We start from the raw sequence: 24,774 nt of genomic DNA, 5'->3' as shown, positions 1-24,774 counted from the left end.
CAAAACTTCTGTGAAGCTAGACTTGCCCACCCCACTGTCCAAATCTCCGCAAACGTGCTTCCCTTACGTCCTGTTTTTTCGCAGTCGACATCAATTTCAGGACTCTGCCCATGCTGAAGAAAATCGCCCTCTCCGCCGCTGCCGTGTTGTTCGCCGGCAATTTGATGGCCGCTCCGGCGCCTCACGTTGTGCTGACCACCAGCTTCGGCGATGTGGAAATCGAGCTGAACCAGGACAAGGCGCCCGTCAGCACTCAGAACTTCCTCAAGTACGTCGACAGCAGCTTCTACAACAACACTATCTTCCACCGGGTGATCCCGGGCTTCATGGTGCAGGGCGGCGGCTTTACGGCGCAGATGCAGCAGAAATCCACCAACGACCCGATCAAGAACGAAGCCGATAACGGCCTGCACAACGTGCGCGGCACTGTCGCGATGGCGCGGACTTCGGACGTTAACTCGGCCACCAGCCAGTTCTTCATCAACGTCGTTGACAACGCAATGCTCGACCACGGCGCCCGCGACTACGGTTATGCGGTGTTCGGCAAGGTCGTGAAAGGCATGGACGTCGTTGACCAGATCGTCAACGTGCAGACCGCCAACAAAGGCGGCATGCAGAACGTGCCGGTGGACCCGATCTACATCAAGACGGCCAAGCGCGTGAACTAAGCTTGCCGCAAGCGTAAAAGCCGGGCGCCTGCCCGGCTTTTGCATTTTAGGGGCAAGGCCCGTTGAATCAGCGTGAGCAATCGCGCTTTGCTGTGGTCTGAACCGAAGACTGCCATTGAGCTGCTCTCAAGCCGCTGCCTATCACCCCATTGAAAGGAGAGCCCGCTCAAGCGTGGGCGTCATTGCCAATGCTCTATCGCCGTTTTGAACAGCTGATCGATATTTTCCGCGAAGCCCCTTCCGCCGCCCCGCCCAACACCGTCACATCGTTCTACCTGTATTACCTGCGTCAGGTGTGGCCCAGCTTTGCTGCGCTGTTGGTGGTCGGACTGATCGGCGCGCTGATCGAAGTCTCGCTGTTCAGCTATCTGAGTCGCATCATCGACCTGGCCCAGGGCACGCCCAACCCGAATTTCTTCCAGGAACATGCGTTCGAGCTGACGTGGATGGTCATCGTCGCGCTGGTGCTGCGGCCGATCTTCGTTGCGCTGCACGACTTACTGGTGCACCAGACCATCAGCCCCGGCATGACCAGCATGATCAACTGGCAGAACCACAGTTACGTGCTTAAGCAGAGCCTGAATTTCTTCCAGAACGACTTCGCCGGGCGCATCGCCCAACGCATTGTCCAGACCGGCAACGCGCTGCGCGACTCGGCGGTGCAGTCGGTGGACGCGTTGTGGCACGTGCTGATCTATTCGATCAGCGCACTGGTGCTGTTCGGCGAGGCCGACTGGCGCCTGATGATTCCGCTGCTGAGCTGGATCATCGCATTCATCCTTGCCCTCCGGTACTTCGTGCCGCGGGTTAAAGCGCGCTCGGTGATCTCCTCCGATGCGCGTTCCAAACTGATGGGCCGCATCGTCGATGGCTACACCAACATCGCCACGCTCAAGCTCTTCGCCCACACCAATTCGGAGCAGCAGTACGCCCGCGAGGCCATCAGCGAACAAACCGAGAAGACCCAGCTCGCCGGTCGCGTGATCACCGAAATGGACTCCGTGATCACCACGCTGAACGGCATTTTGATCGTGACGACCACGGGCCTGGCGTTGTGGCTGTGGACCCAGTCGTTGATTTCCGTGGGTGCGATCGCGCTGGCGACCGGTCTGGCGATTCGGATCGTCAACATGTCCGGCTGGATCATGTGGGTGGTCAACGGCATCTTCGAAAACATCGGCATGGTGCAGGACGGTCTGCAGAGCATCGCGCAACCGGTAGGCATCACCGACCGGGACGCTGCACCGAAGCTGGCCGTCAGCCGTGGTGAAGTGAAATTCCAGGACCTCAATTTTCAGTACGGCAAGGGCAAAGGCGTGATTCATGGCCTGAACCTGGACATCAAGCCGGGCGAGAAAATCGGGTTGATCGGGCCGTCGGGCGCGGGTAAATCGACTTTGGTTAACCTCCTCCTACGCCTGTATGACGTACAAGGCGGGCGGATCCTGATCGACGATCAGGACATTTCCCACGTCGCTCAGGAAAGCCTGCGCTCACACATTGGCATGATCACCCAGGACACGTCGCTGTTGCACCGCTCGATCCGCGACAACCTGCTGTACGGCAAACCGGATGCGACCGACGCCGAGCTGTGGGAAGCCATGCGCAAGGCCCGCGCCGACGAGTTCATCCCGCTGCTGACGGACTCTGAAGGCCGCACCGGGCTGGATGCCCATGTGGGCGAGCGCGGCGTGAAGCTGTCCGGTGGTCAGCGTCAGCGCATCGCCATCACCCGCGTGCTGCTCAAGGACGCGCCGATCCTGATCATGGACGAAGCGACGTCCGCGCTGGATTCGGAAGTGGAAGCGGCGATTCAGGAGAGTCTGGAAACGCTGATGCAGGGCAAGACGGTGATCGCTATTGCTCACCGGCTGTCGACCATCGCGCGGATGGACCGCCTGATCGTGCTGGAAAACGGCGTGATCGCTGAAAGCGGAACCCATGGCGAGCTATTGGCCCACAAAGGTTTGTATGCGCGGCTGTGGGCGCATCAGACGGGCGGGTTTGTCGGGGTGGATTGACCCTTGAAGAGATAGGCCCACGGCGAATGTCCCGGGAGGTTCCGGGAGGTTCCGGTGCCGCCTTCGTGAGCAAGCTCACTCCTACAAGGGTTGAGCTTGCCACGAGACATCGGTGTCAGGGCGAAGCCAACAAAGCTGCTCTCGCTTGATCGGACCCAAACAGATCGAGCTACACCTGCCGATACGGCAACGCCCCGCGGGCCTCGTCGGCGTACGCCAGAATCCCCGCCCGTTCCTGAGTCAGGAAATCCGCCACCGCCTCTCTCAACCCCGGATGCGCCAGGTAATGCCACGAGTGGGTGATCACCGGCTCGAAGCCGCGGATCAACTTGTGCTCACCTTGGGCGCCCGCGTCGAAGCGCTTGAAGCCGTGGGCGATCGCGTAATCCATGCCCTGATAGAAACAGGTCTCGAAGTGCAGCCGATCGAACTCGGCCAGACAGCCCCAGTAGCGTCCGTAAAAACTGTCCCCGCCAATCAGGCTGAACGCCATCGCCACCGGCCGCGAACCTTGCCGTGCCAGCACCACGCGAATTGCGTCGGGCATGCGCTCTGCCACAAGGCTGAAGAATTCCCGCGTGAGGTACGGCGTTTGCCCACGTACTTCGTAGGTATTGGAATAACAGGCGTAAACAAAATCCCAATGCGCCTCGCTCAGCTCGTGCCCTTCGAGCCAGTCGAAGTCAAAGCCCTGCCCCGCCACTTGCTCGCGCTCCTTGCGCATCTGCTTGCGCTTGCGTGAGCTCAAGGCATCGAGAAAGTCCTGAAAATCCCGATAGCCGCGATTCTGCCAGTGGTACTGGCATCCAATGCGCTGCAGCCAGCCGGGTTGTTCGGCGAGCAAGGCGTCGGCAACCGGATCGGTGAAGTTGACGTGAACGCTGGACAGCTCCTCGCCCTGGGCATAGCCCGGCAGGCAGGCGAGCAGTTCGCGGCCGTCTTCGGGTGTCTTCGCCAGCAGCCGAGGCCCGCTTACCGGGCTGAACGGCACTGCTACCAGCAGCTTGGGGTAATAGGCCAGCCCCGCGCGACGACAGGCGTCCGCCCAGGCGTGATCGAAGACGTATTCGCCGTAAGAGTGCCACTTGCGGTACGCCGGCAGCGCAGCGATCAGCTGCTCGCCCTCGTAATGCAGCAAGTGCTCGGCCCGCCAGCCGGAGCGCGGTCCGAGGCTGCCGCTGTCTTCCAGCGAACTGAGAAACGCATGGCGCAGAAACGGTGAATCGCCCGGTATCAGGGCGTCCCACTGTTCAGGCGCCAGGTCCGACAGTTTATCCAAACGGTGTAACGACATCTCGCCACTCCTGGTCCAGTCCGGTGGTCGCTAACGTTTGCGCAGTATCACTTATTAACAGGGCCTGCACGTGAATTTACTCGATCCGCCGCTCTAGCCCGCGGCTTCGACAAAATTTTCACATGTCATCGACATGACATCACTTCGCCACCGTTTCGTCATAAACGCTGGCAATACTGGCGCCTGTTTTTAGAGCCAGAGGTTCTAAGACTTCCGATTTTTTCCCGCCCGCCTTTGGTCGGTTGATCCCTGGATGATTCGGTCATCCCTTCTCGATTACGGAGATTGATATGCGTCTTGCTTCCACGAAAACTGCGGCAGCCCTGTGTGGTGGTGTGCTGCTGGCCATGAGCGTTCCGGCCAGCGCCGCAGTCGACGCGAAACTGCTCGACATGCTCAAGGCCAACGGCTCGATTTCACCTGCCCAGTACGCCGAACTGCAAACCGAGCTGACCAAAGACCAACTGGCTCAGCAACAGGCCCAGAAAGCGACGTCCGACCAGATCGCCGCCGCCACCGCTGCCAAGTCCTCCGAACTGTCTGCCTTCGAGCAGAAAGTGGCATGGGCGGCGAAGACTCAATTGAAGGGCGACGTTCGCGTTCGGCAAGAGACGGTCAAGATCGACGACCAGAACAACAGCCAGGACAAAAACCGTCAGCGTATCCGTGTGCGCCTCGGTGCCTACAGCGAGATCAACCCGCAGGTCAGCACCGGTATCCGCATCGCCACCGGTGGCGACAACAAGGCCAACTCGACAAACGTTGATCAGAACGACTACTTCACCAAGAAAGACCTGTGGCTGGATCAGGGCTTCATCGATTACCACCCGACCAACATCAAGAACCTGCACGTCATCGGCGGCAAAATGGCTCAGCCATGGGTCAGCGAAGGCGACGTGATCTGGGACAACGACATCAACCCTGAAGGTCTGGCCGCGACTTACAGCCTGCCGATCAACAAAGCATTCGAGCTGTTCGGCAGCGCCGGTACCTACACCCTCAAAGACAACATCAGCGGCGAAGGTACGCAGTTCAAGAACGACCTGCGCCTGAACGCTGCCCAGTTGGGCACACGTGTCGCGATCACCGACAACGTGAAGATGACGGTCGGCGGTTCGGTCTACAACTACGAGAACTCCAATGACTGTAATCCGGCTGCTGCCAGCACCAGCACGACGTTCTGTGGCCTGAGTATCAACGGCAACAACACCACTGACTTCCGTCTGTACGAAGGCTTCGGTCAACTGGACCTGACCGGCTTTGCAGTACCGGTTGGCCTGTACGGTCAATACGTGGTCAACAGCGCCACCAACAGCGACGAAGACACCGCCTGGCTGGCCGGTGTGAAAACCAAGGTGTTCGGTTTCGGTCTGGACTACAACTACCGCGATACACAGCGTAACGCTGTGGTGGGTGCCTTCACTGACTCCGACTTCGCCAACGGCACCACCGGTTCGCGCGGTCACAAGCTGGCGATTTCCTACGACATCGACAAGAACTTCGCCGTCGGTGCAACGTACTTCCTGACCAAAGCGGACTTCGCGACCTCTGCTCTGCCGCGTGATCAGGATGCGAATACGCTGCAACTGGACGTGCTGGCGAAGTTTTAAGAAAGGCAGCCATGAGCTGCAAGTTACAAGCTGAAAGCTTCATGCGGCGTGCTGCTGCCGTTTGAAGTCGCTGGACCTCATGCCCGCCGTTGCCCTGTCGGATCCCCATCATCCGTTCCGACAGAGCAGCGCCGGGCTTTTTTGTCTGACGTCGCAAATTTGCCAAACGCTGAAAACTACTGTGGGAGTGAGCTTGCTCACGAAGAGACAAGAACATCCGCTACATCTTCAGCGGTTGAAATGCCATCTTCGCGAGCAAGCTCGCTCCCACAGGTTACCGGCAGGCTGTCAGATCACTTCTTGCGCAAAATCACGCTACCAATCGAATAGCCCGCGCCGAACGAGCTGAGCACGCCCAGCGCGCCGCTTGGCAAGTCGTCCTGGTGTTCGTGAAAGGCGATCACCGAGCCGGCGGAGCTGGTGTTGGCGTATCGGTCGAGGATCACCGGGGCTTCTTCGACGGTGGCGTCGCGGCCCAGCAGTTTCTTCACGATCAGGTGGTTCATGCTCAGGTTGGCCTGATGCAGCCAGAAGCGTTGCACGTCGCCGACGTTCAGCTGGTTCTCGTCCAGGTGTGCAGCCACCAGCTCGGCGACCATCGGGCAGACGTCGCGGAACACCTTGCGGCCTTCCTGCACGAACAGCTTGTCCGCCTTGCCTTCGCCCTCTTCCGCCGCGCGGTTGAGGAAGCCGAAGTTGTTGCGGATGTTATTGGAGAACGTCGTCAGCAGCTTGGTGCCGACGATGTCGAACTGATGCTGTGAGGTCGCCAGATCAGCACGTTCAACCACTACGGCCGTGGCCGCATCGCCGAAGATGAAGTGGCTGTCACGGTCGCGGAAATTGAGGTGCGCGGTGCAGATCTCAGGGCTGATAACCAACAGCGCGCGGGCCTGGCCCAGCTTGACGCTGTTGCACGCCGTCTGAATGCCGAACGTGGCCGATGAGCACGCCACGTTCATGTCAAAGCCGAAGCCCTGAACGCCCAGCGCCGCCTGGATTTCGATGGAGATCGCCGGGTAAGCACGTTGCAGGTTTGAGCAGGCGACGATCACGCCGTCGATGTCGGCCGCGGTCTTGCCGGCACGCTGGAGGGCCTGTTTGGCCGCGGCAACGCCCATCTCGCAGAGAATCGACCATTCGTCATTCGAACGCTCGGGCAGGCGAGGCTTCATGCGCTGGGGGTCGAGAATGCCGTCCTTGTCCATCACGTAACGGCTTTTGATGCCGCTGGCTTTCTCGATGAACGCCGCGTTGGATTCCGTCAGTGCCTGAATCTCGCCCGCGTCGATCGCGGCGGCATTTTCGGCGTTGAACTGGGCAACGTAGGTGTTGAAAGACTGCACCAGCTCATCGTTGGAAATACTGTTGGCGGGGGTGAAAAGCCCGGTGCCACTGATCACGACTTCGTACACGGTCGTTCCTCTCGAGATAAAAGCAGCTCATTGACGGCAGCAGCTGAACAGCCAGCACAAGCAGGGCGTCGGTGGTTCTGGAACGAAAGTCCCAATGCAACGAGGCAGCAACCCGCTTGGCGGACGACGTATGTTTATGACGCTATGAAGTTTAGCCGCGAAGTTTGCCATAACGGCCGCCTTTTCGCGCTATCGGGTAATGTAATCGGGACTGCGGGCCGAGGGGGATCACCCCTCGACCTGGGTCCACTGCTTGTTAAGGCGCTTGTCCGAGATCGGCACTTTGGTGCCCAGTTGCTGGGCAAACAGCGAGACACGGTATTCCTCCAGCCACCAGCGATACACCACCAGCTCCGAGTCGCGCTTGCCTTCCTGGGCATGTTTGTCGGCGCGGGTCTGGTACTGCGCCCAGAGATTGCCCAGTTCGATGCTCCAGACCCGGTCCTTCTGCGCCTGGCTACCGAGTTTCTCGAGGCGCATTTCGATGGCCTTGAGGTAACGCGGCAGTTCCTTGAGCCACACCGCCGGCGTTTCGCGGACAAAACCCGGGTAGACCAGCTTGCTCATCTGGCCCTTGATGTCGTTCAACGCCACGGCCTGGGCCAGATCGATCTTGCCCTTGAAGCGCTTCTGCAGGCCGTGCCAGAGCTTGAGAATCTCCAGCGTCAACTTCGCCAGCCGCTCGGCATGCTCGGTCAGACCGCCACGCTTGCGCTCGGCCAGCGACAGCAAGCCGGCACCGTCTCGCGGCAATGTCGCTTCGCCCTCAAGGATGCAGCTGTCGAGGCTCGCCAGCAGAATGTCTTCGATCAGCCCATCGACCCGACCCAGATCGCGATACAGCAAAGCCAACTCGGTCTGGCCCGGCAGCTTGCTGCGCAGGAACTTGGTCGGCTCGGCCAGTTGCTGCAACAACAGCCGTTGCAGGGCTCGACGGTGCTGGTATTCGGCCTCGGCCTGGGTCGAGAAACGCCCTTCCTTGACCGTACCGCCCTCTTCCACCAGCGCCGGATACACCGTCATCGACAGTCCGGCGATCTTCTGCTGAGTCTTTTCGGCCACCGCCGCAAAGCCCTTGGCCTCAACCGGCTGCTGACCCTTCGCCGATTGCGGCACCGCCAACGCGGCTTGTCCGGCCTCGGCGAAACGGGCGGTCAGCTCATCCAGCTCACGGCCTTCACCGAGGAACTTGCCGTTGGCATCGACCACTTCAAGGTTCATTTTCAGGTGGCTTTCCACCTGTTGTGCCGCTTCGGCCCAGGCTTCGTCGGTCACTCGCACGCCGGTCATGCGCAACAGCTCACGGCCCAACGCCTGGGGCAACGAGCCTTCGGCGAAGACCATGCGCTGCAACGCGGCTTTGACGAAGTCCGGCACCGGCACGAAATTCTTGCGCAGCGCCTTGGGCAGATTGCGCACCAGCGCCACGCACTTGGTCTCCAGCAGCCCCGGCACCAGCCACTCCAGGCGCTCGGCGGGCAACGACAGCAACAGCGGCGCCGGCACCCGCAGGGTCACGCCGTCGCGCGGATGGTTCGGCTCGAAGTGGTAGGTCAGCGACAACGTCAGGTCGCCCAGGCGCAAGGTGTCCGGGTACTGATTGGCGGTGACTTCGCTGGCTTCACGGGCGAGCACATCTTCCTCGCGCATGATCAGCAGCTGGGGGTTTTTCTGGCTTTCCATCCGGTACCAGGCGTCGAACGTCGCGGTCTGGTGGATCTCCGCCGGCAAGCGTTCGTCGTAATAGCGGTACAGGGTTTCTTCGTCGGCCAGAATGTCGCGGCGACGCGCCTTGGCTTCCAGTTCGTCGAGCTGTTCCAGCAACCTGGCGTTGGCGGCGAGGCATTTGGCCCGGGACTGGATTTCGCCACGCACCAGCCCTTCGCGGATGAACAAATCACGGGACACCACTGGATCGATCGGCCCGAAATGCACAGGGCGGCGACCGACCACGATGAGGCCGAACAGGGTGATCTGCTCGAAGGCGACGACCTGGCCGCGCTTCTTTTCCCAATGGGGCTCGAAGTGGTTTTTCTTGATCAGGTGGCCGGCGAGGGGTTCGATCCAGTCCGGTTCGATCTTCGCCACCATGCGCGCATACAGCTTGGTGGTTTCCACCAGCTCGGCGGCCATGATCCATTGCGGGCGCTTGCGACCCAGCCCCGACGACGGATGCACCCAGAACCGCCGCTGACGCGCGCCCAGGTAGTCGCCATCTTCGGTCTTCTGACCGATCTGGCTGAGCAGGCCCGAGAGCACCGCCTTGTGGAATTTCGGAAAATCGGCCGGCTCTTTGTTGACCGTCAGTTGCAGGTCGCGACAGATCAAACTCAATTGGCGGTGGGAGTCACGCCATTCGCGCAGGCGCAGGTAATTGAGGAAGTTGCGCCGGCACCAGTTGCGCAGCGGACTGGCGGTCAAGGCCTGGCGCTGTTCTTCGAAGCCACGCCACAGATTGACCAGCCCGGCGAAGTCGGAGTCCTGATCTTTCCACTGCGCGTGGGCCTGATCGGCGGCCTGCTGACGCTCCGGCGGACGCTCGCGCGGGTCCTGAATCGACATCGCGCTGGCGACGATCAGCACTTCCTGCAAGCTGCCCTGCTTCGCCGCTTCGAGCAACATACGGCCCATGCGCGGGTCCACCGGCAAGCGCGCCAACTGACGGCCCATCGGCGTCAGGTTGTTCTCGCGGTCGACCGCCGACAGCTCTTGCAACAGGTTGAAACCGTCGCTGATCGCCTTGCCGTCCGGCGGCTCGATGAACGGGAAATCGGTGATCTGGCCCAGTCGCAGGTGGAGCATCTGCAGGATGACCGCCGCGAGGTTGGTGCGCAGAATTTCCGGATCGGTGAATTCAGGCCGCGAGAGAAAATCCTCTTCGCTGTACAGGCGCACGCACAGGCCCGGCTCGACTCGGCCGCAACGGCCCTTGCGCTGATTGGCGCTGGCCTGGGAAATCGCTTCGATGGGCAGGCGCTGCACTTTGGCGCGGTAGCTGTAGCGGCTGATGCGCGCGGTGCCGGTGTCGATGACATAGCGGATCCCCGGTACGGTCAGCGAGGTCTCCGCGACGTTGGTCGCCAGCACCACGCGACGGCCCGGGTGCGACTGGAAGATTCGTTGTTGTTCGGCCGGCGACAAACGCGCGTACAACGGCAGGATTTCGGTGTGCTTGAGTTGCGCCTTGCGCAGCATCTCGGCGGCGTCACGGATTTCCCGCTCGCCGGGCAGAAACACCAGCACATCGCCGGGGGACTTGCGCTCGCTGCGTTCGAAAGCGGCCAGCTCGTCCAGCGCGGCGAGAATCGCCTGATCGACGGTCAGGTCTTCCTCGACGCTGTTACCTTCTTCGTCCTGCTGGGCGGTCATCGGCCGGTACCAGGTCTCCACCGGGAAAGTCCGGCCCGAGACTTCGATGACCGGCGCTTTGTCGAAATGCTCGGAGAAGCGATCAAGGTCGATGGTCGCCGAGGTGATGATGACCTTCAGATCCGGACGACGGGGCAGCAGGGTTTTCAGGTAACCGAGCAGGAAGTCAATGTTCAGGCTGCGTTCGTGGGCTTCGTCGACGATGATCGTGTCGTAGCGCTCAAGAAAGCGGTCGTGCTGGGTTTCGGCGAGCAGGATGCCGTCGGTCATCAGCTTGATCAGGGTGTTTTCGTCGCTCTGGTCTTCGAAGCGCACCTGATAACCCACCAGTCCGCCCAGCGGCGTGCCGACCTCCTCGGCGACCCGGCTGCCGACGCTGCGTGCTGCAATACGGCGGGGTTGGGTGTGGCCGATCAGGCCGTGTTGACCGCGACCGATTTCCAGACAGATTTTCGGCAGCTGCGTGGTTTTGCCCGAGCCGGTTTCGCCGGCGATGATCAACACCTGATGTTCAAGGATCGCTTTCTTGATCTCGTCACGCTTGGCGGCGATCGGCAGGTTTTCGTCGTAGCGCATGGTCGGCACGCTGTGCGCGCGACTGACCACACGGGCGCACGATGCCTGCACGCGCTCGACCCACTGCGCCAGCTTCGTCTCGTCCGGTTTCTTGCGCAGCTCATGCAATTGCCGGCGCAAGCGATGACGATCGCTGATCATCGCGTGGTCGAGATTTTTGAAGAGTTGGTCGATGGAGGTCGAATCGTCGGTCATCAGGGCGCGAAATCTTTCTATCTGAATGCAGGGCGCGGATTGTCGCAGATTTGGTGGGGCGGAGGCAGGTCTGCGGAGCAAAGGCGCTCGTGGGCCACAATTTGTATTCTGTGAAAGCTTCGGCCTAACGGCCTCGGGTTTCGCCTTCGGCGAGTTACTTGGAAAAGCACCCCAAGTAACCAAGGGTGCCTGCTCTCGGTTGGGCCCTTCCTTCGTCAGGGTTCCTTCACTCCGGTCTCGCTCCGTGGGCCCGCGCCGAACGGACATCCATGTCCTGACGGCGCTCTCGCCGCATCCATGCGGCTCGGCCCACTGCGCGAGACCTGCGTTCAGCCTGCACCCAAGTCGCGTTTTGTGGTGCCTGGGCTTTTTGCATTCGAAGATCAAGATCAACTGCTTCCCGGCTAAAGCCGGTCCTACAGACCTAACGCGGACCCACTGTAGGACTGGCTTTAGCCGGGAAGAGGCCGGTGTGATCACTAAGCATTCACTGAATGCACGCGCTGCTCTCAGTGGGACCGGCTTCAGCCGGGAAGAGGCCCGCATGACCCCCATCAAATTTTTTGGCAAACACCCTCCATGTAGGAGCCGACGCGCCGCGCTGTGGCTAGCAGAACACGCCAATAGATTCGCCAAAACAACAAACCCCGCACGCTGGCGGGGTCATTGGGTGTAACGGCTGACTTACGCAGGCTTCTTCAGCGCCAGCTTTTTCAGCTCTTCGTCGCGCAGTTCGCGGCGCAGGATCTTGCCGACGTTGGTGGTCGGCAGCGCGTCGCGGAATTCCACGCTGCGCGGCACTTTGTAAGCGGTGACGTTGGCGCGCATGTGCTCCATGACCTGGTCCTTGCTCAGGGTCGTGCCGGGTTTGCACACCACGAACAGTTTGATCGCCTCACCGGATTTCTCGTCCGGGATGCCGATGGCCGCGCACTGCAGCACGCCCGGCAAGGTTGCCAGCACGTCTTCCAGTTCGTTCGGGTACACGTTGAAGCCGGAGACCAGAATCATGTCTTTCTTGCGATCAACAATGCGCATGTAGCCATCCGGCTGGATGATCGCGATGTCGCCGGTCTTCAACCAACCGTCGGCATCCAGCATGTCGTCGGTGGCGGCCTGGTTCTGCCAGTAGCCCTTCATCACCTGCGGGCCCTTGATGCACAGCTCGCCCACTTCGCCCAACGGCAGTTCTTCGCCAGCGTCGTTGATGGTCTTGCACAGCGTCGAGGGCACGGGAATGCCGATGGTGCCCATCTGGATCTTCTGGAACGGGTTCACCGACGCCACCGGGCTGGTTTCGGTCATGCCGTAACCCTCGCAGATCGAGCAGCCGGTCACTTCTTTCCAGCGCTCGGCGGCAGCGGTTTGCAGGGCCATGCCGCCTGACAGGGTGAGCTTCAGTGAAGAGAAATCCAGGTGGCGGAAGTCGGCGTTATTGCACAGCGCGACGAACAGCGTGTTGAGCCCGACAAAACCGGAAAACTTCCACTTCGACAGCTCTTTCACCATCGCCGACAGATCACGCGGGTTGCTGATCAGCACGTTGTGGTTGCCGCTCAGCATCATCGCCATGCAGTGAAAGGTGAACGCATAGATGTGATAAAGCGGCAACGGCGTGATCAGCACCTCGGTGCCTTCATTAAGGTTGGCCGCCATCAGCGCCCGACACTGCAGCATGTTGGCGATCAGGTTGCGGTGGGTCAGCATCGCCCCTTTGGCCACGCCCGTGGTGCCTCCGGTGTATTGCAGCACCGCGACATCGTCGCCGTTCGGCGAAACATCCTGCACCCGCTGACCGCGGCCCTTGGCCAGCACGTCGTTGAATTTGATCGCCTTGGGCAGGTGAAACGGCGGGACCATCTTCTTCACGTACTTGATGACGCTGTTGACCAGCAGGCGCTTGAGCGGCGGCAGCAGGTCGGCGACTTCGGTGACGATGATGTGCTTGACGCCGGTCTTGGGCACGACCTTTTCGGCCAGGTGCGCCATGTTCGCCAGGCAGACCAGCGCCTTGGCGCCGGAGTCGTTGAATTGGTGTTCCATCTCCCGCGCGGTGTACAGCGGGTTGGTGTTGACCACGATGAGCCCGGCACGAATGGCGCCGAACACCGCGACCGGATACTGCAGCACGTTGGGCAGCTGCACGGCGATGCGGTCGCCGGGTTGCAGGTCGGTGTGCTGTTGCAGATACGCAGCGAATGCACCGGACAGCGCGTACATTTCGCCGTAGGTGAGGGTCTTGCCCAGGTTGCTGAACGCAGGTTTGTTGGCGAAACGCTCGCAGGACTGTTTCAATACGGCCTGTACGTTCGGATACTGATCCGGATCGATATCGGCGGCGATACCTGTCGGATATTTATCCTTCCAGAAGTTTTCGAGCATAAAAGCCGACTCCTCAGCGACAGCGTTTCTACACACCGCTTGGTGCGATGATTTCTTGTGTTTGGAATTGTGTAGTCACTGCTTTTTGTTGGCCAATGGCACAAAAAGCGGGGCGAGCGTATCAGCTTTGCCAAAGGCCGCCTAGAGCCAAAAGCGGGCTCTCCAGTCACATAGCTGACTCTTGAATGAGCCACGGTCACGTTTAGAGCAATGAACCTAAATGTCGGAAATGCCTTACGTCGATGTTCATTTACGCGTTCCGATTCAATCCAGCAGCAAACCACCAGGCAAAAAAACGGCGTGATCGACACGCCGTTTTTCCAGGGTTGGAAGCTGATGAGCAATCGCCGCAGGATCAGGCGGTATCCCGCAGTTCCCGCCGCAGGATTTTTCCCACCGGCGTCATCGGCAAGGATTCACGCAGCACAATCAGCTTGGGAATCTTGTAGCCGGTGAAGTTCTCCTTGCAGTATGCCTTCAACTCCTCGCTGGTCAGCGTCGCATCCCTCGGCACCACGAACAGCTTCACAGCTTCGCCGGAACGGTCGTCGGGAACGCCGATCACCGCACAGTTCGCCACTTTCGGATGCCGTGAAACCACGTCCTCGATCTCGTTCGGGTAGACATTGAAGCCCGAGACGATGATCAGGTCCTTCTTGCGATCGACAATGCGAATGAACCCGTCCGGGTCGATCACCGCGACGTCGCCGGTTTTCAGCCAGCCTTCGCCGTCCAGCACTTCGGCGGTGGCCTCTGGTTTGTTCCAGTAACCGAGCATGATCTGCGGCCCCTTGAGGCACAGCTCGCCGCGCTCACCCACAGGCAGTTCAGCCCCGTCGTCGCTGATGACCTTCGCCGTGGTGCCTGGCACCGGCATGCCCACCGTGCCCAGCCTGGACTGATTGCCATAGGGGTTGGCGGTGGCGACGGGAGAGGTTTCGGTCAGGCCATAGCCTTCGACGATCGGGCAGCCGGTCAGCTCCAGCCAGCGCTCGGCCGTGGCTTTGACCAGCGCGGTACCGCCGGAGTTGGTCAGGCGCAAGGTAGAGAAATCCAGGTGCTTGAATTCGGGATGGTCCATGAGGGCCACGAACAGCGTGTTGAGGCCGAGCATCGCGGAGAACTTCCACTTCTTCAGTTCCTTGATGAAGCCGCCGATGTCCCGCGGGTTGGTAATCAGCACGTTGTGATTGCCGCTGACCATCATGCACATGCAATTACAGGTGAACGCATAGATGTGATAAAGCGGCAGCGGCGCCACCATGATTTCGCTGCCCTGCTTGAAGATCGGCTGCCCGTCCGGCCCGTGCTGCAGCATGCAGGCATAGACCTGCTGCATGTTGGCGACCAGATTGCCGTGGGTCAGCATCGCGCCTTTCGGCGAACCGGTGGTGCCACCGGTGTATTGCAGGACGGCGACATCATCCAGGGCCAGCGGCACGGGTTGCAGACGATCACCCTTGCCGAGCTTGAGCACACGTTTGAACGCAATCGCCTGGGGCAAGTGGTACGCGGGCACCAGCTTCTTGAGCTTTTCCACCGCTGTGTTGATCAGCCAGCCCTTGGCCGCCGACTGCATGTCGCCCATCTTCACTTCGATGAGGTATTCAATGTCGGTGTCCGGCAGCACTTCCTGCACGTTCTTGCCGAAGACGTTGAGGTAGACCAGTGCGCGCGCGCCGGAATCCTTGAACTGATGACGCATTTCCCGGGCGGTGTACAGCGGGTTGGTGTTGACGACGATGAGGCCGGCGCGCATGGCACCGAACACGGCGATGGGGTACTGGATCAAGTTGGGCATCTGCACGGCGATGCGGTCGCCGGGGTTGAGGTCGGTCTGCTGTTGCAGGTAACCGGCGAACGCTGCTGAATGGCGGTCAAGCTCTGCGTAGCTCAGGGTGACGCCCATGTTGCTGTAAGCCGGCCGATCGGCGTATTGACGGCAACTGCGCTCAAAGACCTCGACCACCGATGTGTACGCCTGAAGGTCCACCTCAGAAAGAACGCCAGCGGGGCGCTTGTCGTTCCAGAAGTCAGGTTGCATGTTGTTTTTATCCTCTTACCTGAGTGTGCTGGCCCCGTGGAATTTAAACGGGCGTTTGCCGGACGTTAGCAGCTATGGCATAGAAGGCAAATAGTCGTCGGCACGTCATCACCGGTGTGAATCTTGCCGGTAACCAGCCTGCCATCCGGCTACCGCTATACACTCAAGCGAAGCGCTCGCCACTGCGTTTTTTGAGACAACTTTTTACAGGGGCCAGGGAACCGCGATGGAACACGAAGCTTTTTGGCTGGACGCTCAAGACCACAGTCGCCTCTATGTGCATGCCTGGAGGCCGATGGGCAATGCCCGAGCGGTGATCCTGCTTTCCCATGGAATGGCTGAGCACGGCGGGCGCTATGACAGACTGGGCATGGCATTGATGCGGGCAGGTTTCGCCCTGTATGGCGCCGATCAGCGTGGCCACGGCCATTCCGCTTCCTATGGCACCCTGGGTCATTACGCCGATCAGGACGGCTGGAACAAAGTGGTCGGCGACCTGGCTACGCTCAAAGCGTCGATTGCAGTGCGTCATCCGGGGGTGCCGGTGTTCCTGCTGGGTCACAGCATGGGCAGTTACATCGCCCAGGGGTATTTGCTGCACCACAGCGCCAGTTTGCAGGGTGCGATCCTCAGCGGCTCGAACTACCATCCCGTCACCTTTTATCGCTCGGCGGCGCTGGTCGCCCGCATTGAACGCTGGCGGCAAGGGCCAACAGGGCGCAGCGCGTTGATCGAGCACCTGTCGTTCGGCGCGTTCAACAAACGCTTCAAACCTGCCCGCACTTGCTACGACTGGCTCAACCGCGACCCGGCCGAGGTCGACGCCTACAGCAACGACCCGCTGTGCGGCTTTCGCTGCACTAATCAGTTGTGGATGGACTTGCTCGGCGGCCTGCAACAGATCAGCAAACGTTCGAACCTGGCGCAGATCGATCCCGGGCTGCCGATCCTGATTATCGGTGGCGAATGTGATCCGGTGAGTGATGGCAAGCGTCTCACGCATCTGGCCGACGCTTTGAGCGGCACCAACCACCCGTTTGTTACGCTGAAGGTCTATCCGCAGGCGCGCCACGAGATTCTCATCGAGACCAATCGTGAAGAAGTCACTCGGGACCTGCTCGCCTGGCTGGAACAGGCGCTGAAGCAGCCTAGGCCGCGCCGCAGCGAATGACGTCAGTGGTTCACCTTTCCTAACTGTCACAGGACACCCCATGACCCAAGTCACCAACACGCCGTACGAAGCCCTTGAAGTCGGCCAGACCGCCAGCTACAGCAAAACCGTCGAAGAGCGCCACATCCAGCTGTTCGCCGAAATGTCCGGCGACCGCAACCCGGTGCACCTGGACGCCGAGTTCGCCGCCAAGAGCATGTTCAAGGATCGCATCGCCCACGGCATGTTCAGCGGCGCTTTGATCAGCGCGGCGGTGGCTTGCGAACTGCCTGGCCCGGGCACGATTTACCTGGGCCAGCAGATGACCTTTCAGAAGCCGGTGAAGATCGGCGACACCTTGACCGTGCGCCTGGAAATCCTTGAGAAATTGCCGAAGTTCCGCGTACGCATCGCCACTCGCGTCTTCAATCAGAACGATGAGCTGGTGGTGGATGGCGAGGCCGAAATCCTTGCGCCACGCAAACTGCAGACCGTGAGCCTGGCCGAGCTGCCCCCATTACCGTGGGTTGAGTCGGCTCTCAGCAAACATGACCCCGCCGCAAATGAGCAAACAGCACGCAAAAAAATGGGCAACCGAAGTTGCCCAAAATGCCTTGCGTGCTCTTTTATAGAAAACTCAGCGTCTGCCGCGCCGGGGTGAGTCTCTCCAGATGACCAGTCCGACGCTTGAATAAATCACCATCGTCAGCCCCACCGTCATGACGCCGGCTATCACTGCGTGGTCGAGAAACATGCGCGTGCCCTCTGCCTAAACCTTTGATGGGCGCAGAGTAACCAGTGGGGTGACGGGAGGGATTGACTCAGGTCAATGCCGGCGTGGATAAGCAGCCGGCAGACGGGGGATGAACGAAAGGCGGGGGTCAACGTTTTTTCGGTTTGCTCTTGGCTTTCTTCTTGCCCTTGCCCAGCGGCATGGCCTGCTCGAACGCGCTTCGCACTTCGTTCAGGCGTTTGTCATTGAGGTCGTGAACACGCTTGGCGCGTTCGGCGCTCAGGTCTACCAGTTTTTCGTCATTGCTCATGGCGTATCGCTCGTGAATGCCCGTTGCCGCCAATAATGCGCAATCGAAGCGGCGCTGACCAGCGCCTCAGACTTTCAGGTCGACCCACAAACCCTGGCGCGGCTCGTCGTCGATGATCGGCACCACCGGCACGGTGTCGTCGGCATTGAGGAAATCCCCGGGGATGGCCGGGCCTTCTTCGAGATCGGGATGGCGGTCAGCCACGCGCCGGTCACTGCGGCGGCGTTGATGGCGGCGTTGTTCTTTGCGCAGCAGCACTTCGGCCTGCTCGCGGTCACGTTCGCCCATGTCGATGTTGGTTTCGCTCGAACTTTTTTGAATCGGCGTTACCGGCGGGATGTCCGGGTTGGGTTTGACCGGGTCCAGCTGCGAAGTCACGGGGGCCGCGCTCAGTGGGATCAGCGGTGGCAGCATGGTAATGGTCTCCTGTTATCAAGCTGTCGGCTGACGGTTCGTCGACTTGAGCCGATTCAAGCGCGAGTTTCGACTATGTTTTTCGCAGCAAGTGCCCGCCTCAGGCGCGCGACCCACTCTATCCGGGCGTTTTTACAATGTGGCTTTGGCCTGGGCGCCTTGTTCCGTTAACATAGTCGGCTTTTTCAAGGCGGGAGTCAGGCAGCATGGCGCAGCAGTATCAACCGGGGCAACGCTGGATTAGCGACAGCGAAGCCGAGCTGGGTTTGGGCACCGTTCTGGCTCAGGACGGCCGCTTGTTGACCGTGCTCTATCCGGCCACTGGCGACACGCGCCAGTATGCTTTGCGCAATGCGCCGCTGACGCGAGTGCGCTTCTCGCCGGGTGACACCATCACCCACTTCGAAAACTGGAAGATGACCGTCCGCGAAGTCGACGACGTCGACGGCCTGCTGGTCTATCACGGCCTCAACGCGCAGAACCAGCCGGTGACGCTGCCGGAAACCCAGCTGTCGAACTTCATTCAGTTCCGCCTGGCCACCGACCGCCTGTTTGCCGGGCAGATCGATCCCCTGCCGTGGTTCTCCCTGCGTTATCACACCCTCGAACACACCAGCCGCCAGCTGCAATCCTCGCTGTGGGGCCTGGGCGGTGTGCGCGCGCAACCGATCGCGCACCAGTTGCACATCGCCCGCGAAGTCGCTGACCGTATCGCGCCGCGCGTATTGCTGGCGGACGAAGTGGGGCTGGGTAAAACCATCGAAGCCGGTCTGGTCATCCACCGCCAGTTGCTGTCGGGCCGCGCCAACCGTGTGCTGATCCTGGTGCCGGAAAACCTGCAGCACCAGTGGCTGGTTGAAATGCGCCGCCGCTTCAACCTGCAGGTCGCGCTGTTCGACGCCGAACGCTTCATCGAAAGCGATGCCAGCAACCCGTTCGAAGACACGCAACTGGCGCTGGTGTCGCTGGAATGGCTGGTTGAGGACGAGAAGGCCCAGGACGCATTGTTCGCGGCGGGCTGGGACCTGCTGGTGGTCGACGAGGCCCACCACCTGGTCTGGCACGAAGAAAAGGCCAGCCGCGAATACTCGCTGGTCGAGCAACTGGCCGAAGTCATTCCCGGCGTACTGCTGCTGACCGCAACGCCCGAGCAGCTCGGCCAGGACAGCCACTTCGCCCGTCTGCGCCTGCTGGACCCGAACCGTTTTCACGACCTGCACGCCTTCCGCGCCGAGAGCGAAAACTATCGCCCGGTGGCCGAGGCCGTTCAGGAGCTCCTGGACAAGGGCACGCTGTCGCCCAAGGCCAACGAGACCATCCGTGGTTTCCTCGGCGCCGAAGCCGAGGCACTGCTGACCGCGGTGGCCGCCGGCGACGCCGAAGCCAGTGCCCGCCTGATCCGGGAACTGCTTGACCGTCACGGCACCGGCCGCGTGCTGTTCCGCAACACCCGCGCCGCCGTACAAGGGTTCCCGGAGCGCAAACTGCACCCGTATCCCCTGCCCTGCCCGGCCGAATACCTGGAGCTGCCGATTGGCGAACACGCCGACCTGTACCCGGAAGTCAGCTTCCAGGCCAATGGCGAGAGCACTGAAGAAGAACGCTGGTGGCGTTTCGATCCGCGCGTTGACTGGCTGATCGACACCCTGAAAATGCTCAAGCGCGTGAAGGTGCTGGTCATCTGCGCCCACGCCGAAACCGCGATGGACCTGGAAGACGCCCTGCGCGTGCGTTCCGGCATCCCGGCGACAGTCTTCCACGAAGGCATGAATATCCTTGAGCGCGACCGCGCGGCGGCCTACTTCGCCGACGAAGAGTTCGGCGCCCAGGTACTGATCTGCTCGGAAATCGGCAGTGAAGGCCGCAACTTCCAGTTCTCCCATCATCTGGTGCTGTTCGACCTGCCTGCGCACCCGGACCTGCTGGAGCAGCGTATCGGCCGTCTGGACCGGATCGGCCAGAAGCACATCATCGAGCTGCACGTGCCGTACCTGGAAACCAGCCCGCAAGAGCGGCTGTTCCAGTGGTATCACGAAGCGCTCAACGCATTTCTCAACACCTGCCCGACCGGCAACGCGCTGCAACATACGTTCGGTCCGCGCCTGTTGCCGCAGCTGGATGGCGGTGACGAGGATGACTGGCAGGCCCTGGTGACCGAGGCCCGCACTGAGCGCGAGCGTCTGGAGAGTGAACTGCACACCGGCCGCGACCGTCTGCTGGAGCTCAATTCCGGCGGTGCGGGCGAAGGCGAGGCGCTGGTGGAAGCCATCCTTGAGCAGGACGACCAGTTCACCCTGCCGATCTACATGGAAACCCTGTTCGACGCGTTCGGCATCGACAGCGAAGACCACTCGGAGAACGCGCTGATCCTGCGGCCGAGCGAGAAGATGCTCGACGCCAGCTTCCCGCTGGGCGACGACGAAGGCGTGACCATCACCTACGACCGCAATCAGGCGCTGGCCCGCGAGGACATGCAGTTCATTACCTGGGAACACCCGATGGTGCAGGGCGGCATGGATCTGGTGCTGTCCGGCTCGATGGGCAACACCGCCGTGGCACTGATCAAGAACAAGGCGCTGAAACCCGGCACCGTGTTGCTGGAATTGCTCTACGTCAGTGAAGTGGTCGCGCCGCGTTCACTGCAACTGGGCCGCTACCTGCCGCCGGCCGCGCTGCGCTGCCTGCTGGACGGCAACGGCAACGACCTGTCGGGCCGCGTGTCCTTCACCACCCTGAACGATCAGCTGGAGAGCGTGCCCCGGGCCAGCGCCAACAAGTTCATCCAGGCCCAGCGTGACGTGCTCAACCCGCAGATCAACGCCGCCGAAAGCAAGATCGCGCCGAAGCACGCTGAACGTGTCGCGGAAGCACAGCGACGTCTGGCGGCAGACACCGAAGAAGAGCTGGCGCGTCTTACCGCGTTGCAAGCGGTCAACCCGACGGTCCGCGACAGCGAACTGGCGGCATTGCGTGAACAACGTGAGCAAGGCCTGGCCATGCTGGAAAAAGCCGCGCTGCGCCTCGAAGCCATTCGGGTGCTTGTCGCCGGCTAAACCAACGAGACTGGCCGTAAAAGGGGACTGATCTTATTTACAGCGCTTCACCGTAAATAAATCTGTCCCCTTTTCGGTCATGCCACGGACGGCTTCACCCCCTGCCCCACCCGCTCATCCGCCACCATCCCCTCGCGCATCCGCTGCGCATCGGCGCTGAAACACGTCGACGCCTTCACCAGAAACACCAGCGCGAAAAACAGCGCCACCGGTATCAGGTACATCGCATCGTGCAGTCCCACCGCCTTGAACGGTTCGGTCATCTGTTCGACCTGCGCGGCGTACATGGCCGAGTGAGCGAAATGGTCGGACAGCAGTCCCACCACCACTGGCCCCAGGCCGCCGCCCAGCAGATACAGACCGGCAAAAAACAACGCCATGGCCGTGGCGCGCAGCCGGGGCTGCACCACGTCCTGAATCGCGGTGTAAACGCAGGTGTAGAAGTTGTAGGAAAACAGCCAGCCCAGGCTGAATACACCGACGAACACGCCGATTTCGATGCGCCCGGCGTGCAGCGCATAACCGGTACACAGCGTCGCGACCACCATGCTCACGGCGGCAAACATCAGGCGGCCGTTGCTCCAGCGTTGATGCAGCTTGTCCGCCACCCAGCCGCCGACCGTCAGGCCAACGAGCCCGGTCACGCCGACGATCATGCCGGTCGCCATCGCGGCGTCCTGCAAAGGCAGCAAAAAGTAGCGCTGGAGCATCGGCACCATGAACGAGTTGCAGGCGTAGGTGGCGAAGTTGAACGCAAGGCCGGCGAGCACCAGCCAGCGAAACGTAGGAATCGACAGCACTCGGCGGATGGGTCGGTCGATTTTCTCCTGGGAAATGGCCACGCTTTCAGCGGCGCCCCGGGCTGGCTCGCGGATGAAGAACATGAACACCGCCAGCACCAGCCCCGGCACCGCAGCGATGAAGAATGGCGCCCGCCAACTGCCGAAGGCCTGGACCATTGCGCCGATGGTGAAGAACGCCAGCAGCAGCCCCAGGGGCAAGCCCAGCATAAAGATGCCCATGGCCCGGGCGCGGCGGTGGGCCGGGAACAGGTCGCCGATCAACGAGTTGGCCGCAGGCGCATAGCTGGCCTCACCAATGCCCACGCCCATGCGCACTAACAGAAACGCCCAGAAGTTGCCGACAAGACCGTTCACCGCCGTCAGCCCGCTCCACACCGCCAGACCCCAGCCCATCAACTTGCGCCGCGAGCCATTGTCGGCCATGCGCCCCAACGGCAGACCGGCCACGGCGTACACCAGCGTGAAGGCAGTGCCGATGATGCCGAGCTGAAAGTCGCTCAGCGACCATTCCTTGCGGATGGGCTCGATGATGATCGCGGGGATCGTGCGGTCGAAGAAATTGAACAAGTTGGCCAGAAACAGCAGAAACAGAACGCGCCAAGCGTTCCTTGCCTGAGTAGAGTGGTCCATGGGGCGATCTCTTTCTTGTTATAGGGCAATGACGTCGGCGAGGGGACTGACCTTATTTACATCGCTTCACCGTAAATAAATCTGTCCCCGGTTTGCTTTATAGGAGGCTGTCCCGGCTGACGCTCCGGTTTGCCTGAAATCTAGTCACCCCATGGCACTCTGTCTGTGAACATTCGCCCCGCTGATACCGGCCCATGTAAGGCATGCCTCAGTCCCGCAGTGATCCCCGCCGTGACCCTCACGCGAAGCGTGCGGTCGGTGAGATATTCCGCTACCGGCAACACACTGATAGTTACCGCCCTACCCACTTTGCCATCACTTGGCGCACCATTTTTGAGCAGCTGTCAGCATCACGCCCTCTCATGGATCAACACCCAGGGTGCGACGACGACGGCCCACAGCGGCGGATCACGCTCGAGAAGATCCAGAGCCTTTGATTCAGAGACCTTGCCGACGTCCCCACTCTTGAGCCACGCCGCCACCTGCGCCTCGCGGTTCTCGGCAAATGCCTCTGCCACGGCGATCAAATCCAGCGTCGGCTCGACCCACAACAGGGCACCCTTCGCAAAGAATGGTTGCAATTCTTTCCAGGTAATCGAAGCGGTTTCGCCAAGCAGCTTGGCATAGAGGGTGCTAGGTTCTTGCGTCATGGGTTTTCACCGTATTGGAAATCGGCGCAATGATAGCGCCGCCTTTCATACCGACAAACCCGGATTCAAGTGATTGATTGCAGGGAAGTTCGCGCTAGCCGACCGGTTGCTCGTCCGAGAAGACGAAACCAGCCGCCTGATTGTGTATCTTTCTGTCGATTAAGCGACATCCACAGGTTTTGGCCCCCGCAGCCAGCTATTCAAGCGCTCGACCGGCGCTCTAAACTGTTCCGGTACAGTTGCTGGGGTGCGGCCTGGAGATTCAATCCGGTCCTGCAGCTTTGGCCGTCAGGATTATAAAAACGACAACGCAAGAGTGGAGCATCATGACTAAGGGTATTAATCAGATTTCCAAGCTGTTTGCCGCACTGGTTCTGGCGGGGGTTGCCAGTCACTCGTTCGCAGCTGACACCATCAAGATCGGCATCGCCGGCCCTAAAACCGGTGCAGTGGCCCAGTACGGCGACATGCAGTTCAGTGGCGCCAAGATGGCCATCGACCAGATCAACGCCAAAGGCGGCGTTGACGGCAAGAAGCTTGAAGCGGTTGATTACGATGATGCCTGTGACCCGAAACAAGCGGTCGCCATCGCCAACAAAGTGGTTAACGACGGCGTCAAGTTCGTGGTTGGTCACCTCTGCTCCAGCTCCACTCAGCCTGCTTCGGACATCTACGAAGACGAAGGCATCATCATGGTGACCCCGGCGGCCACCAGCCCGGAAATCACCGCCCGCGGTTACAAAATGATCTTCCGCACCATCGGCCTGGACAGCGCCCAGGGCCCGGCCGCTGGCGACTATATCGCCAAGCAGGTCAAGCCGAAGATCGTTGCGGTCATCCACGACAAACAGCAATACGGTGAAGGCATCGCCACCGCCGTCAAGCAGACCCTGGAAAAAGACGGCGTGAAAGTCGCCCTGTTCGAAGGCATCAATGCCGGCGACAAGGACTTCTCCTCGCTGATCGCCAAGATGAAGCAAGCCAACGTCGACTTCGTCTACTACGGCGGCTACCACCCTGAACTGGGTCTGATCCTGCGTCAGGCACAGGAAAAAGGCCTGAAAGCCGGCTTCATGGGTCCGGAAGGCGTGGGCAACGCGTCCATCTCGCAGATCGCTCAGGATGCGTCCGAAGGTCTGCTGGTCACCTTGCCGAAATCCTTCGATCAGGACCCGGCCAACAATGAACTGGTTGCCGCGTTCAAGGCGAAGAAAGAAGACCCAAGCGGTCCGTTCGTGTTCCCGGCCTATGCCGCTGTGGAAGTGATCGCCGACGCCATCAAGACCGCCAAGTCAGAAGACACCGCCAAAGTGGCTGCAGCCATTCACGCCGGTACCTTCAAAACCCCTACCGGTGATCTGTCGTTCGACGCCAAGGGTGACTTGAAAGACTTCAAATTCGTCGTTTACACCTGGCACAAAGATGGCACCAAGACTGAAGCCCCTGTGAAATAACGC

16 protein-coding genes and 1 pseudogene are annotated in these 24,774 nt (G+C 60.8%); 7 read left to right on the top strand and 10 right to left on the bottom strand.

Annotated features, from left to right (window positions below; all coding sequences use genetic code 11):
- Window positions 1–110 precede the first annotated feature (110 nt).
- Together JN403_RS10940 and JN403_RS10935 are read left to right on the top strand one after the other, a co-directional pair.
- Entirely contained in the window at window positions 111–668 is a 558-nt protein-coding gene (locus tag JN403_RS10940) for a peptidylprolyl isomerase (protein WP_122536654.1), read from the top strand.
- Between the two features lie 188 nt (window positions 669–856).
- Complete coding sequence (locus JN403_RS10935; RefSeq protein ID WP_205486967.1) at window positions 857–2,689, top strand: ABC transporter ATP-binding protein; 1,833 nt, start codon at window positions 857–859, stop codon at window positions 2,687–2,689.
- 169 nt (window positions 2,690–2,858) lie between these two features.
- On the opposite strand, the gene JN403_RS10930 is transcribed toward JN403_RS10935, so the two are convergent.
- A complete protein-coding gene (locus tag JN403_RS10930) occupies window positions 2,859–3,983 on the bottom strand; it encodes a GNAT family N-acetyltransferase (protein WP_205486966.1) in 1,125 nt (374 codons plus the stop codon).
- A gap of 290 nt (window positions 3,984–4,273) precedes the next feature.
- On the opposite strand from JN403_RS10930, the gene JN403_RS10925 reads away from it, so the two are divergent.
- Window positions 4,274–5,593 (top strand): putative porin, encoded by a 1,320-nt coding sequence (locus JN403_RS10925; protein ID WP_205486965.1) that lies wholly within the window; start codon window positions 4,274–4,276, stop codon window positions 5,591–5,593.
- A gap of 293 nt (window positions 5,594–5,886) precedes the next feature.
- Here the strand turns inward: JN403_RS10925 and JN403_RS10920 are convergent, their stop codons facing one another.
- The 4 genes from JN403_RS10920 to fadD2 form a co-directional block, all read right to left on the bottom strand.
- Entirely contained in the window at window positions 5,887–7,008 is a 1,122-nt protein-coding gene (locus JN403_RS10920) for a beta-ketoacyl-ACP synthase III (RefSeq protein WP_205486964.1), read from the bottom strand.
- Window positions 7,009–7,236: 228 nt separating this feature from the next.
- On the bottom strand, window positions 7,237–11,148 hold the full coding sequence (hrpA, locus tag JN403_RS10915) for an ATP-dependent RNA helicase HrpA (protein ID WP_205486963.1): 3,912 nt from the start codon (window positions 11,146–11,148) through the stop codon (window positions 7,237–7,239).
- 684 nt (window positions 11,149–11,832) lie between these two features.
- Window positions 11,833–13,530: a long-chain fatty acid--CoA ligase gene (gene fadD1, locus JN403_RS10910; protein WP_205486962.1), complete on the bottom strand. Its 1,698-nt coding sequence runs from the start codon at window positions 13,528–13,530 to the stop codon at window positions 11,833–11,835.
- A 355-nt stretch (window positions 13,531–13,885) separates the two neighbouring features.
- Window positions 13,886–15,574, bottom strand: a complete 1,689-nt coding sequence (gene fadD2, locus JN403_RS10905; RefSeq protein WP_205486961.1) for a long-chain-fatty-acid--CoA ligase — start codon at window positions 15,572–15,574, stop codon at window positions 13,886–13,888.
- Between the two features lie 226 nt (window positions 15,575–15,800).
- Here fadD2 and JN403_RS10900 point away from each other — a divergent pair, with 226 nt between their 5' ends.
- Both JN403_RS10900 and JN403_RS10895 read left to right on the top strand, forming a co-directional pair.
- Window positions 15,801–16,745: an alpha/beta hydrolase gene (locus tag JN403_RS10900; protein WP_205486960.1), complete on the top strand. Its 945-nt coding sequence runs from the start codon at window positions 15,801–15,803 to the stop codon at window positions 16,743–16,745.
- Between the two features lie 40 nt (window positions 16,746–16,785).
- A pseudogene (locus JN403_RS10895) lies at window positions 16,786–17,226 on the top strand (MaoC family dehydratase); the annotation flags it as partial.
- Between the two features lie 135 nt (window positions 17,227–17,361).
- On the opposite strand, the gene ccoM reads toward JN403_RS10895, so the two are convergent.
- The 3 genes from ccoM to JN403_RS10885 form a co-directional block, all read right to left on the bottom strand.
- Window positions 17,362–17,478: a cytochrome c oxidase subunit CcoM gene (gene ccoM / locus JN403_RS25770; protein WP_275900180.1), complete on the bottom strand. Its 117-nt coding sequence runs from the start codon at window positions 17,476–17,478 to the stop codon at window positions 17,362–17,364.
- 127 nt (window positions 17,479–17,605) lie between these two features.
- Window positions 17,606–17,767, bottom strand: a complete 162-nt coding sequence (locus JN403_RS10890; protein WP_163021980.1) for a hypothetical protein — start codon at window positions 17,765–17,767, stop codon at window positions 17,606–17,608.
- Window positions 17,768–17,833: 66 nt separating this feature from the next.
- Window positions 17,834–18,181, bottom strand: a complete 348-nt coding sequence (locus JN403_RS10885; RefSeq protein WP_205486959.1) for an aspartate-semialdehyde dehydrogenase — start codon at window positions 18,179–18,181, stop codon at window positions 17,834–17,836.
- A 206-nt stretch (window positions 18,182–18,387) separates the two neighbouring features.
- On the opposite strand from JN403_RS10885, the gene rapA reads away from it, so the two are divergent.
- Window positions 18,388–21,234: an RNA polymerase-associated protein RapA gene (gene rapA / locus JN403_RS10880; protein ID WP_205486958.1), complete on the top strand. Its 2,847-nt coding sequence runs from the start codon at window positions 18,388–18,390 to the stop codon at window positions 21,232–21,234.
- A gap of 77 nt (window positions 21,235–21,311) precedes the next feature.
- On the opposite strand, the gene JN403_RS10875 is transcribed toward rapA, so the two are convergent.
- Together JN403_RS10875 and JN403_RS10870 are read right to left on the bottom strand one after the other, a co-directional pair.
- Window positions 21,312–22,667 (bottom strand): MFS transporter, encoded by a 1,356-nt coding sequence (locus JN403_RS10875; RefSeq protein ID WP_205486957.1) that lies wholly within the window; start codon window positions 22,665–22,667, stop codon window positions 21,312–21,314.
- 350 nt (window positions 22,668–23,017) lie between these two features.
- Window positions 23,018–23,317 carry a DUF2288 domain-containing protein gene (locus JN403_RS10870; protein ID WP_205486956.1) on the bottom strand — a complete coding sequence of 100 codons (300 nt, stop codon included), beginning with the start codon at window positions 23,315–23,317 and terminating at the stop codon, window positions 23,018–23,020.
- A 326-nt stretch (window positions 23,318–23,643) separates the two neighbouring features.
- Between JN403_RS10870 and JN403_RS10865 the strand changes: the two genes are divergently transcribed.
- On the top strand, window positions 23,644–24,771 hold the full coding sequence (locus JN403_RS10865) for a branched-chain amino acid ABC transporter substrate-binding protein (RefSeq protein ID WP_172609395.1): 1,128 nt from the start codon (window positions 23,644–23,646) through the stop codon (window positions 24,769–24,771).
- Window positions 24,772–24,774 lie beyond the last annotated feature (3 nt).

Source organism: Pseudomonas sp. 15A4 (assembly GCF_016925575.1).
In the GTDB taxonomy this organism is placed as follows: domain Bacteria; phylum Pseudomonadota; class Gammaproteobacteria; order Pseudomonadales; family Pseudomonadaceae; genus Aquipseudomonas.
This window is presented reverse-complemented; position numbering and strand designations above follow the sequence as displayed.